Source organism: Okeania sp. SIO2C9 (assembly GCF_010672455.1).
Lineage (GTDB): Bacteria > Cyanobacteriota > Cyanobacteriia > Cyanobacteriales > Microcoleaceae > Okeania.
On record NZ_JAAHGO010000139.1, the window covers coordinates 1 to 11,786 of the forward strand.

14 protein-coding genes are annotated in these 11,786 nt (G+C 35.0%); 10 read left to right on the forward strand and 4 right to left on the reverse strand.

Features of this window, described 5'->3' with window-relative positions:
• The first annotated feature begins 146 nt into the window (after positions 1 to 146).
• The 5 genes from F6K23_RS38665 to F6K23_RS38685 all read left to right on the forward strand — a co-directional run bounded on the left by F6K23_RS38665 (position 147) and on the right by F6K23_RS38685 (position 3,202).
• Complete coding sequence (locus F6K23_RS38665) at positions 147 to 353, forward strand: hypothetical protein (protein ID WP_293166248.1); 207 nt, start codon at positions 147 to 149, stop codon at positions 351 to 353.
• A gap of 181 nt (positions 354 to 534) precedes the next feature.
• On the forward strand, positions 535 to 1,044 hold the full coding sequence (locus F6K23_RS38670; RefSeq protein ID WP_293166250.1) for a hypothetical protein: 510 nt from the start codon (positions 535 to 537) through the stop codon (positions 1,042 to 1,044).
• Between the two features lie 651 nt (positions 1,045 to 1,695).
• On the forward strand, positions 1,696 to 2,295 hold the full coding sequence (locus F6K23_RS38675; protein ID WP_293166252.1) for a hypothetical protein: 600 nt from the start codon (positions 1,696 to 1,698) through the stop codon (positions 2,293 to 2,295).
• 48 nt (positions 2,296 to 2,343) lie between these two features.
• Positions 2,344 to 2,634 (forward strand): fertility inhibition FinO-like protein, encoded by a 291-nt coding sequence (locus F6K23_RS38680; RefSeq protein ID WP_293166254.1) that lies wholly within the window; start codon positions 2,344 to 2,346, stop codon positions 2,632 to 2,634.
• Positions 2,635 to 2,728: 94 nt separating this feature from the next.
• Positions 2,729 to 3,202 carry a DUF1772 domain-containing protein gene (locus F6K23_RS38685; protein WP_293166256.1) on the forward strand — a complete coding sequence of 158 codons (474 nt, stop codon included), beginning with the start codon at positions 2,729 to 2,731 and terminating at the stop codon, positions 3,200 to 3,202.
• A 121-nt stretch (positions 3,203 to 3,323) separates the two neighbouring features.
• Here F6K23_RS38685 and F6K23_RS38690 read toward each other — a convergent pair whose 3' ends face one another.
• The 4 genes from F6K23_RS38690 to F6K23_RS38705 form a co-directional block, all read right to left on the reverse strand.
• Complete coding sequence (locus F6K23_RS38690; protein ID WP_293166258.1) at positions 3,324 to 3,743, reverse strand: hypothetical protein; 420 nt, start codon at positions 3,741 to 3,743, stop codon at positions 3,324 to 3,326.
• A 122-nt stretch (positions 3,744 to 3,865) separates the two neighbouring features.
• Positions 3,866 to 4,663, reverse strand: a complete 798-nt coding sequence (locus F6K23_RS38695) for a Rha family transcriptional regulator (RefSeq protein ID WP_293166260.1) — start codon at positions 4,661 to 4,663, stop codon at positions 3,866 to 3,868.
• 383 nt (positions 4,664 to 5,046) lie between these two features.
• Positions 5,047 to 7,329, reverse strand: coding sequence for a UvrD-helicase domain-containing protein (locus F6K23_RS38700; protein ID WP_293166262.1), 2,283 nt, complete (start codon positions 7,327 to 7,329; stop codon positions 5,047 to 5,049).
• An 831-nt stretch (positions 7,330 to 8,160) separates the two neighbouring features.
• Positions 8,161 to 8,316: a hypothetical protein gene (locus F6K23_RS38705; RefSeq protein ID WP_293166264.1), complete on the reverse strand. Its 156-nt coding sequence runs from the start codon at positions 8,314 to 8,316 to the stop codon at positions 8,161 to 8,163.
• Positions 8,317 to 8,515: 199 nt separating this feature from the next.
• Here F6K23_RS38705 and F6K23_RS38710 point away from each other — a divergent pair, with 199 nt between their 5' ends.
• From F6K23_RS38710 to F6K23_RS38730, 5 genes are all read left to right on the forward strand, one after another.
• Positions 8,516 to 9,514, forward strand: a complete 999-nt coding sequence (locus F6K23_RS38710; protein ID WP_293166266.1) for an ImmA/IrrE family metallo-endopeptidase — start codon at positions 8,516 to 8,518, stop codon at positions 9,512 to 9,514.
• Positions 9,515 to 9,517: 3 nt separating this feature from the next.
• The gene (locus F6K23_RS38715; protein WP_293166268.1) at positions 9,518 to 10,216 is read left to right on the forward strand and encodes a hypothetical protein; all 699 of its coding nucleotides are present in this window, start codon (positions 9,518 to 9,520) and stop codon (positions 10,214 to 10,216) included.
• Between the two features lie 159 nt (positions 10,217 to 10,375).
• Complete coding sequence (locus tag F6K23_RS38720) at positions 10,376 to 10,666, forward strand: fertility inhibition FinO-like protein (protein ID WP_293166270.1); 291 nt, start codon at positions 10,376 to 10,378, stop codon at positions 10,664 to 10,666.
• A 28-nt stretch (positions 10,667 to 10,694) separates the two neighbouring features.
• Positions 10,695 to 11,135: a PIN domain-containing protein gene (locus tag F6K23_RS38725; protein WP_293166272.1), complete on the forward strand. Its 441-nt coding sequence runs from the start codon at positions 10,695 to 10,697 to the stop codon at positions 11,133 to 11,135.
• Positions 11,125 to 11,361 (forward strand): hypothetical protein, encoded by a 237-nt coding sequence (locus F6K23_RS38730; protein ID WP_293166274.1) that lies wholly within the window; start codon positions 11,125 to 11,127, stop codon positions 11,359 to 11,361. The genes F6K23_RS38725 and F6K23_RS38730 overlap by 11 nt, the downstream gene beginning before the upstream one ends.
• The last annotated feature ends 425 nt before the right edge of the window (positions 11,362 to 11,786 follow it).

Sequence of the window (11,786 nt, forward strand, 5' to 3'; positions counted from 1 at the left end):
CTGGTTGCATTTAATCCTGGCTCAGTTGCAGTTAATTCTGGCTCAAAAGTAAATCTAGTTGCAATTAATCCTGGCTCAAAATGATCGTTATTGCTGGTCGAGGACAATCTTATTGCTGGCTGCTACAGATATTAGCTTTTTGTGCTATGCAAAAGTCAGTCACATCTAGGGAAGTACAAATTAAGTTTAAAAAGTATAAGCTCAACGCAAATACTATTAAATCAATCCTCAAAGATTTTGCAGAAAAAGGTATTGGTAGTGTAACAGAGAAGCAGGTAGGAGGTAAAACAAGCTTTATATTCACAACCAATGACACATCTGATGTTGCCCCAGGTACAGCAGATGTTGATTAGATGTTGTTAGCCGATGTTACTTCATGCTTTATGGGATGTTCAGCGTTTTTATTTGTGTTTCTGTTTTTCTGGGAAATCTTAAAAATCATCAAGGAAGCTGCGCGAGGTAGGCGATCGCGGTTACAACGAATATTCTATAAATAAAGTTACAGATAAAATTTATTAAATAGGAGCAAAAACTATGAAGCAAGCATTACAGCCGAACCAAGAAAATAAACCAAGTTTAATTCCTCAAATAATCAAAACAATTTTGCCAGTTGTAGGATTGTGTTTAGTATTAGGAGGGGGTGGCTTAGTGGCGGTATTTAGTCAGAAGCCTAAAACGGAAAAATTGACTCCAAATGTAGAAGTAAATACAGAGATTATACAGCCAAAATTACCACCATATACATTATTTGTGGAGGGTGAGAAAGTCAGGGTTAAGTTTCACAGTAATGATTCAGATATAGAGTTTTCTAATTTATCAGATAGGCAAAAAGTTTGTCTGGCAAATGGTGGTGGTATTGGCTGTGTTTTACCTGGTTATCAACCATTATTAGAAGTTGAACAAAAAACGACTACTTCTTCTGAAATTAAGCGTCAAACTTTCAAGGTTTCAGATATAGAAGTTAGTCAAAAAACAATAGACAATATTATGGTTGGTGGTGGTGTTGTTTTTGGTTTATTGTTAATTAATAAGTTTAGAAAGTAATTACAAAGTTTTAATCTGAGGTTGTTTTTTAGATTTGACGAAGTTAAAGCTAAAAAACAACCCTGGCAGGAGTGTGAGGACGGCCAAGAGTCCTCACCTATTCGCGTTGTTCCGCGAATAGTCTTCATTGACTTTATATAGTTTCAAAAGTTTTCAAAGAGTAAATATTAATAATATTAACAAGCTATCAGCTATCAGATATAGAAGTTAGTCAAAAAACGATGTAAGCATTTCCTGCGGAATGCTGCGCAAACAGCTTTCAGCTCTAGAGTTTTAATGAACATAGACTGTTTCAGCAAACTTTATATAGTAAGTATAAATTCTGGCTCAATTGGTAAAGCTTTTATCTCAAACGCGCAAGCAATAGCTGATGGCTGATAGCTGACGGCTGAATGCTTACAAAACGATAGACAATATTATGGTTATTGCTGGTGTAGTTTTGGGTTTATTATTAATCAATAAATTCAGAAAACACTAAATATAAATTAATCGGAGGAAGCTTCAAAACTTATGGGGATTTTTTAATTATTTGATATTAATTTATGCTCAAGACGAGGACTTAATATTGGCCTTTTTTGACTAAAACTTTGTACTATGTACAGTGACAACAGTACTGTATACTATACATAATACAGTACAGTATACAGAACAATGAATGTCCAGGAATTACTATTAAGGTACGACTTAAGCTCTCGTGCCGCACTCTACACTCGTCTAAAAGTTTTAGGGTTTGAATTGGCTAAAGATGATAATGATAAAGCTTTTGCTACTCCAGAACAATTGGTACATCTAGACCAACTACACGAACATATTAAGGCCGGAAATAAAATGTCCACTTTTGTTAGACCGTCTCAAGTCAATGTAGTATCAGCTAAAACTGTACAGTCCAGTGTACACAGTACAGAACAAGAAAAGGCTAAAAAGGGGCTTCTCACTGAACAGCCCACAGTACAGGGTGCAAATGCTGAAGTTCTTTTAGAAAGTTTGGTCGGGGTGATTATTAATAATCTTAATCCTCCGAAAAATCCATTAGAAAAAAATAGAGCATTAAAGGAATGTGAACAAGAAAATTTGCTTTTGACTACTAAAGAGATTGAGGAAATAGTAGGTAGAAAACCTAGAAAAATTCAAGGTGAAAGCTACTGTATTATTGGTGGTTGGAAATTCATTGCTAAAGGTAAATCAGGAAATAAAACACTTTGGGGAGTTGAACAATTGAAACTTTTAATTAAGCGCTATTTTGTGTTATAATTAAATTTTGAATAACATTAAATAGCAATAAGTTTGAAGGAAAAAGTTATGACTATAGCAGCTAAAATGGAAGTGGTTCTAAAGATTTCCGAACTACCTGAATCTGAAACAGTTGAGAATGGATGGCAATACTTCGAGATAGATTCTGACGGCATAATTGTCAGTATCACAGTCAAACCAAAAATCTTCAAAAAGTTAACTCAAGCAGCAGAAAACTATCCCCAATGGGTTGCTGCCATCACTGGGAAAATGGGAGAAAGCACAGAGAATGGATTTAAACTAGAAAATCCCGCCATCCAAGTCTTTGAGAAGAAACCTAAAGCTGAAAAATCTGCATAAGAAAAGCTTGACAAAGTACACACAGACAAGTAGGCTGTACTCAGCCTGCCGATGAGGTTTTCCCATGTCAATAGAAGGAGTCTTTCAGATTACATTGCTCTTGGCTACATTGCTGTGTTCCCTGGTAGCAGGCTTCGTGTTGGCTTTTGCTGTAGTAGTCATGCCGGGAATCAAGACTTTAAGCGATCGGGAGTTTATCCGAGCTTTTCAGGTAATGGATGGCATTATTCAAAATAATCAGCCGATTTTTGTGTTAGTCTGGGTTGGCTCAATCGTGTCTCTAGTGGCTTCAGTTGTGCTTGGCATCGGGCAATTGGAGGGAGCGGAGCGTTGGCTCATAATAAGTGCGGTATTTGCTTACCTTCTAGTTGTTCAACTGCCAACTTTCACGATTAACATACCCTTGAATAACAAACTGCAAATGCTGAATGTTGACGATCTGGATGAAACTGCACAAAAAGCAGCTCGTATGGACTTTGAACCACGTTGGCTCCTATGGAATTCAATCAGGACAACTTTTGCCTGTCTGGTATCTAGCCTGTTAATTATTCTATTACTTAGACTTTGAAGAAGTTGGGTCTAAGATTTCAATTAGGTAGACCGATGAGCGATCGCGATTATTAAACCCTAGCGCCTCATGGGATGAAAAGCAGCTCAAAACTATTGTGAAATAATGGATTAAAGCATATTCATTTTTTTTGAGAATGACTCGCTAAACGTACCCCAGAATAACTAGCATGATAAATCCATTTTTGTGTTTCACTTTCTACAGTGACAATCCAACCAGAAACTCCTCCCCGTGTGCAACCTCCTGCCACCTCTCTCGATCCTATAGGAGGTTTATAGGGTTCCAGTCCCATACAGCCATCTGGCCAAGTATGTTTTTTATAATCGACAATCTTAAGTTCCTCCATCCCTAGACCAGATATTTGAGAGACATCTTCCAGCACAAAATCAGCGAGTAATTCTGGTAAAATGTTATCTTCTGATTCTGATGAAGAGTCAGAAGAAGCTATGTAATAAGCTTGACTTTGACTTAAAGTTGTTACACTGGCCCCTATTATAAAGATAAGAGCTACTATGGTAGAGCGGACTATTTGTTTATTCATTTGAGAATTAAAACGCGTATTTATTCTGCGATATATTCATGCTAATCCTAAAACTGCTAAGGCTGCAACGCTTGGCTGAGAAGACCGTAGGTGTGCATCCTACGGTTTTTTTTGCGCGATCGCTACATCACTTCAGCCAGGATATTTTCAGGATAGGTATTTACATAGCCAAACCGAGGATCGGGTACTCTTTCTGGGCTTATTCCCATTCGTTTACACAATGCAGTCGCTTTTCGGCCTATAACTGCTGCTGTTTTTGCAGAGAAAGACCCTAAACCATGCTTTGCTGCATAGCCAATAACACTATACCAATAGCCATGTCCGTTCTTGAATCGCTCTAACTCATTGGAGTTAGCCTCAGACAGCATAGCTACGCTTTCTATGACTTCCTTATCTTCCTTAGCTTTCTCCTCTAATTTGTGTTCTAATTCTTGTTTCTCGATCTCCAAATTTGAGATTTTAGACTCAAGGGTAGCTATTGACTTGCTATTCTGTTGAGCCAAAACAGCATTCTTTTCAATAGTATCAAGCATCCCACGCAACACTTGTATATCAGATATAGGATTTATAGAGCTTTGCTGTTTCTCCTTTAGTAAGTTTTGAGCTTGTCGGAAACTTTCAACTAATTTTAGTTTGCATTCTACTACCTGGCTTGTGTTACGGCTAAGTGTCATTACAAAGCTGGCCTGGTGTTCATTCAGGTAGCAAAACGTTTCAGAATTACCACCCCCGTTGTGACCACTTACAACTGCTTTTTCAAATGGCAGTTGCCCAAACCCTTGTTCTATCTCAGTCTTGTACTTCCGAATTGTCTGAATAAATGTTTTGTGCTTGATTCCTAATTCCTGAGCAACCAAACGAGAATCCACTACTAATTGGCCATTACGTTCTATGACGTTTATTGAATTTTTTTCTTGCATTGACTATAATATATTTATAGATGGCCAACACTACAACACTTTGGCGAGTACAGTGGTGTTGGCCTTGGTCATTTCTAGAGAAAATGTTGACAGCAATTTTCTCTAGATAAATTTATTATACTATATTTTCCATGACTCACACAACAAGATAAGAGGATAAATTGTGCTTTTAATCCCTAATAGGGATTGATACTAATTCTAGGATGATATCAATTATTCAATTTTGTGGAATTTATGTTCGACAAAATTAATGTAAAAAATAAAATGATAAAGTTCAGATTTCTCCTGTTTTGTATCAAAACTTTGTATTAAAACTTTGATACAAAAACGATTTTACTCGCACGGGTTTGTTTTTGTTAGGAAGCGATCGCTGCATCCTGAAATTAAAAATAATCATCCTCACATAACTCTAAATCGTCATAATCATCAGGATTAAAAGGCTGACTATCATCTTTCCATAGTTTCCGGTAATCATGTGGTAGCCATTTAGGATAGGTTACAGTATCCTTTTTACCCTCCAAAACCAACCATAAAATACCACCTTTAGCACGAGCTAAACACCTAGTTAAAGCAACATATATCATGTGTTGTTCTTGTTGCCTTTCCTCCCTGGATTGCTTTTCATATTCTATCGGCATATTCTCAGGATAAAGGATGAAAGTATAATGACCCTCCCCACCTTTACCACTATGAATTGTGTATAAATCTATAATCTTTTTAGTAGTAGTTGATTCATCAAAAATCTTATCTATCTCTGTTTTCCAATCGTTCAGAGATTTAGGTTGAAATTTACCAAACAAAGCAACCAAGCAATCTCTATAATCTTTCAGCTCTGTCAGTTTTTGCTCCTGGATTTTTTCTGGCAATTTGTTAATTGAATTAGCCTGAAAATTAAACCATTCCTCTACTTGGTTCAAAAAGACATTTACATCATAATTACCTCTAACAACTTCCTTAACTTTATTTAGTAACTTTGTCCCTAAATTTCTATCTTTAATTCTGGCTGGATAACCAGCAGTTAATAATCGAATTGCAAAAATTAATAAAGGTGCATTTTTCCTGCAAATACCAAAGAAAGATAAGGAGCGATCGCTTTCATCAAATATATCTAAAAAGTGATTTTCCTTGATAATTCTTATCTCCCCATCTGGAGCTGTAGGGGAAGGTTTTATATTAATATTTGGGTAAATTTCTCTAACTAATTCTAAATGTTTTTGGCCACATCGCCAGTTAGTCGTTAACGGCATTTTATCACAATTGAATTTTTGACTAATTACATCTATTCCATCTGTCATTGCCCCACGGAACGAGTAGATAGCTTGAAACCTATCTCCCACTGGTATAATAAAGTTTATATTAGGATTATGAATTAGCTTGATAAACTCAATTTGTAAAAGGTCTGTATCTTGGCATTCATCAATACCAATAACCTTTAATTTATTTGACCATTTATTAAACAGATTCCTATAAACATCTTGGTCATGCCAAAGTAGCCAAGCTTGGTCTAAAAAATCTATATTTAACTTATTAATTCCATCTTCTAAACCTGCCTCTAAAACATCACAAACAGCTTGAGTTATTTCACCTAGCCTACTTTTAAATATCTCAATTCCATATTTACCCACAATCTCCCATATATCATCCTTACTAATCTCATCCACAAAATAACAATGCAGTCTCATTTTATCTAATAAATCTACAAAATCTCCCTTTGATTTAATAGCTAACTCTCCATTGTGATTTTCAATTTGTAACTTACCTGGTATTTTTTCGCCCCATTTATTATAAGAATCTAAGTAACCTTTATTTTGAGCTATTTTCTCATACTTTCCATTATTTAATCTGAATTGTTTATGATTTTTACCTAGTGCATCTCTTAACATTTCATAACCCAAACTATTAAGAGTTTGAACTGATTTTTCCCATTTGATCTCTGATAATTTCTCGGCTAAATCTTGTTTATTTTTCCTACCGAAAACTACAAATCGACATTCTAGTGGGGATAATTTCTCATCCTTCAAAACTTTAGCTATTTCTGCCAACATTGTTGATTTTCCAGTTCCCGCTAGTGCCTCAATTAATAATCCTTTTTTCTGAGGTTGGGAAAGGCGATCGCGAACAGCTTCTAGAATATCAGCTTGCTCTTTGGTTAAGAAATTTCCATCCGAACTTTTATAGTCTGAAAACTCAACTACTGAAACAACTTTTGACTTTTCTGGGGTCGCATTCTTAGCCACAGTAACGCCTGGATTGCTTACTGTATTTGTTTTTTTGGTTGCAGCCCCACATAATGCGCTCGGCGCTGTAGGTTCTATTTCTATTTCAGTAAAGTCAATATCTGACCAATAGGCAATAAAGTCAACAGGGGAAAATTTACTAAAAATTGATTCTAGCATTTTCACCAAAGCTTTATCCTCCAAAGCTTTTGATAATTTTGGAGGTAGTTCATTGTTTGTATCTTGCTGTGTTGCATGTTGATTATGCAACAGTTCTAACACATAATCAGCTCCCTCAGCTTTGAGTAGGATTTCTAGCTCAATAGCGACATCCTCCCTTACCCGAATTGCCTTTGTTGGTGACTTCTTTTTCCTCCCACTTCCTGGTCTAGCACCACCATAATTAGGATTTTTCTGTTTAGTTTTTTGCATATCTTGATAATTGTACAAATTTCAGTTATGCTTAAGATAGCAAAGTTAACTGGTTTTTGTACATTTTTCAAGAGTAATTGATTATTTAATATTGTAGCACAAGAATACATTGTACTACTCGCATCCCACACCATCCCTATCGCGATCGAGGTTGTGGGGGTCGGGGTCGGTATTAGCGATGTTCACCACTATTACCGACTCCCCAAATTTTTCCTTTATATCTGAACAGGACAAGTCCGGCGGGGGCGGTGGAATGCAAATTTCTTTATTTTTCCCTGGCTGCTCTTAGCTGAGTGGCTTATCTAAAGTGGCCGAAAAACTTTAAATTCTAGCAAATTGCTAATACCAAACCTATAGGATTGCCGGAAAATTCTAGGCTTAACTATTGAGCAATTGAAAAATTCAGTTGATTTGGCCACATAGTTGAAGGACTTAAAACTGGCATAGAGATGACTAGAGATCTTTTCCTACAGTCTATAGGGTTAGGAAAAGATTTTGTGGCTACCAGGCACTTCAATTTAGTTCAAAAACCTTACCTAACTTTTTTACAAACTTTAAGGTTTGTAAGTATAGTCTCCTACACTCTGGACTAGCTGTTGGAGAATCAAGACAATTACCTTTGTCCTTTTGGTAATGAACTTATCAGCGAGAAAACTTGCTGCAATATTGCAGCATTTTAAACAAGCTTCTTGACTGTGTCTTTGTTACTCTGTGGTTTTTTATGATTCGCAATTTGGGTCAAATATAGCGAAGCTGTCACTCTTAGGCAATATAGAAATGAAACCCTCTCTATACAAGGGTTTCAGAGCCTGAAAAATCTAAGATTCTGGCTGATTTAATAAGATTTTCTTATTCTTTAGAGGTAGTCTGATAAGGCTGACCGCAATAAGGACAGAAGCGAAATGTGAGAGACATAACAGGTTGATTGCAATTTCCACAGCGATCGCTACTCTCCAGAACCCTCACACCCAACACCATCACCATTATTTCAGATAAATTGATCACATTAAAAAGTTTTCCATTTACTCAATTAGGACAACAAAAATTAAACATTTAACACATTTTATCAAGGCCACAAAATGGCCTTTAATGACTAATTTAGATATATATTCAAAAAAAATGTTATAATAAAAAAGTTATCCCTAAACGATGATAAAAATAAGGATAAAACTTTGAAATTTTAGCAGATTAAGGAGGATAAAACATGACAAAAACACTAACAATGTCTAGCCTAATTGCTAAACTTTCACTCCTTGGTTTTAACAATAGCTACATCAGAACAAATGGTTTACCCAGTTGGTGGGATGACGAACTCAATAATAAACCCTTTGCTGTTTTAGAAGGTGCAGGTTACATCGCAGAACGCCTCAACCTTGACTTAAAATCTTTGTTAGATGAAACAGAAACAGTTAAATTTAATCATCCACCCCAGACTAAATTTAAACAACGTAGCAGCAAACATAATAAATACCCTGATGTTGCTCAGGCTTTAGCCAGTCGAGTAGCTGAATTAATTGCATTTGCTACAGAAGTTAATTTTACTCCTTTACCTACAAATGTCAAAGAAATTAGAGCTGACATATTAAAAATAGCTCCCACAGTTAATTTAACTTCTTTACTGAAGTATTGTTGGAATCAAGGAATTATTATTGCTTATTTTAATAACTTTCCTGAGTCTAAAACAATCAAAAAAATAGCAGGATTAATTCAATGGCAATCAAATAGTCCGGTAATTATCCTAAGTTCAACATATACACAGTCTGCTCTTATAGCTTTTGATTTAGCCCATGAACTAGGACATTTAGTATTAGGACATTTACAAGATGGTCTATTAGTAGATGAAGAAATTAACTCTAATTGTAATGATGATGAAGAAAATCAAGCTAATAAATTTGCCACTGAGTTATTATTAGATAATTGTGATAATTCTTTAGGATACAAGAAAATTTATCGTCACGAACAGTTAATCAAACTAGCTCAAGAAAAACATAACGAAAATCCTACTGTTGAACCAGAATTTATAGTGCTGAATCATGCTTGGCATCATCCCAATAATTGGGGATTGGCTAATAAAGCTTTAGATAAATTAGACCCTGAACGGAAAGGGCAACAAATTATTAATGAATATTTAGCTGATAGAATAGATTGGGATAAACTTAATGATGAAAACTATGAGTATTTAGAAAGGGTGTTAGGAGTTTAAATTTTGCCTGGTTCATTTTACTGTTTAGACAATGATATAATTCTCAAACTAGCTACTTGTGATTTATTTGAAGACACTCTTAACACTCTTGATGTAGAGCCAAAACAAGTCAAAATACTTGATAGCTTTAGATATAAAATCAGTAAGCCAATTAAACGAAAAAGAGGTAAAAAAAGTCGCGACCAAGTTGATAAATATAATCTAGAAAAAGCATTAAAGCTTACTGAAAATTTAGCTAAACTTTCTGAGGAAACTTTTAACAATAGCAGTATCATAAATTTATATAATCAACTGCTTAACTACAATCAAGAAAGTGATGCTAAAAATAATACAATTGACCAAGGAGAAGCAATTTTAATTAGCTATGTTAGCTATCTCAATCAGCAGGGAGGCAGTCATTACTTATTAACAGGTGATAAACGTTGCTTAAGAGCTTTAAACAATTCAGGATTTACTGATGTAATAGAATCCCTAGAAGGGAAAGTTTGGTGTTTGGAGCAGTTAATCTTAAAAAATATAGAAGAAATTGGTTTTGAAAATGTGAAAAATAAGATTGTTCCATTTAATAATTGTGACCAGGCTTTAAAAGTAGCATTTTCTAATAAATTAGTAACCGAAGAAAATAGTAAAGATGCCTTGCAAAATTATCTGAAAGAGTTGAGGCAAGAAACTGGTAAATTGTTGAATGTTTATGGTGAGTAATTTAAACCGTGTCAAGTAATTTAATGGGCGTTTACGCGATTCGCAACTTGACAAAAAGCAGCATATCTGGTTAAGCTGTTCTACAGCTTGACCCAAACAAAAACAAAAATTTAAAATAACACATAACATACTATAGCAATAAGTTTAAAGGAAAAGATTATGAGTGTAGTAGCAAAAATGGAAGTGGTTCTCAAGATTTCCGAACTACCAGAGGCAGAAACCGTTGAGAATGGATGGCAAAAGTTTGAGTTAGATGCTGAAGGTATTATTGTTAGTATAACTGTCAAGCCCAAAATGTTTAAAAAGCTCCAACAAGCAGCAGAGAATTATCCCCAATGGGTAGGAGCTATTGCTGGAAAAATGGGAGAAAGCACAGAGAATGGATTTAAACTGGAGAATCCAAATATTCAAGTATTTGAGAAAAAACCTAAAGCTGAAAAATCTGCATAGCGCGATTGATTGAGGAGGTAACACGCAGGTGATTAGGGTTTATTTAGATACCAGTGTTTATAATCGCCTCTATGACGATAAAAATCAGGTAAGCATCTTTTTAGAAATGCAAGCTACAATTAGTATTTTGAATCTAATTGAAACGAAAAAAATCCAATCAGTTAATTCATTTGTCCTAGAATATGAAAACCAAAAACATCCTATACTAGAACATAGAAATGCAATTAATGAGTATCTGAAAAAATCCAATTTTAAGCAACTGGTTAATGAATCAATTAAAAACAGAGCTTTTCAACTAGAAATAGAAGGAATTAAACCAATTGATGCTCTTCATGTTGCTTGCTTTGAAGCCTCAAACTGTGATTATTTTATTACTTGCGATAAACGTTTACTTAATCGTTGTAAATCTTTATCCATTCAAGCTATTAACCCCATTGATTTTATTAAGGAGTTAGAAAATGAAAATTAATATTGATAATGATTATGAAATTGTGCAAGAAGTTTTTCAGATTTTGCTCGAACATTTAGAAACTTCTAAGGTGATGAGATTTTGGTCGATTTGCAAGTTAGGGCATGGTGATTATTTAGAATTAAAAGATAAATTATTTGCCGGAGAAACTGTTGATAGTTTGTATGAAAAAATCAAAGCTTTTCAAGATGAAAAACTAGCCAACTCAGAAGTCAATAATGATTAAAATCTATCAAAGAATCTTATTAAACAAAGACATTCCCGAACATAATCTAATTTGTCTAAGTCTATCATAATGTCCTATTTTCTACATATCTTGTCTATACTCCAGATAGGAAGTTAAGACAAAAGCTAGAATCAGAATTAATTGAAAAGTGGCGATATAGCTGCCACACTTGCTCCGCCAACGCCTTTTAATCGAGAGTCTTGGAGGTTATGGGGAAACCTTTTGGTTAAAACTCCAATAAGTCACTCATCTCAGACTGTGATTTGTTTAAGTTATCATCGTAAATCATCAAAGTATTGTATCCACTCAATATGATGGGGTAGGCAATGATTATAATTGCCAAGACCAACCAAAGGAACTAACAGAAGAGCGATCGCGAATAATACTTGCCAGAGACGGAATATTACCTGCCCTCAAAATGCGGT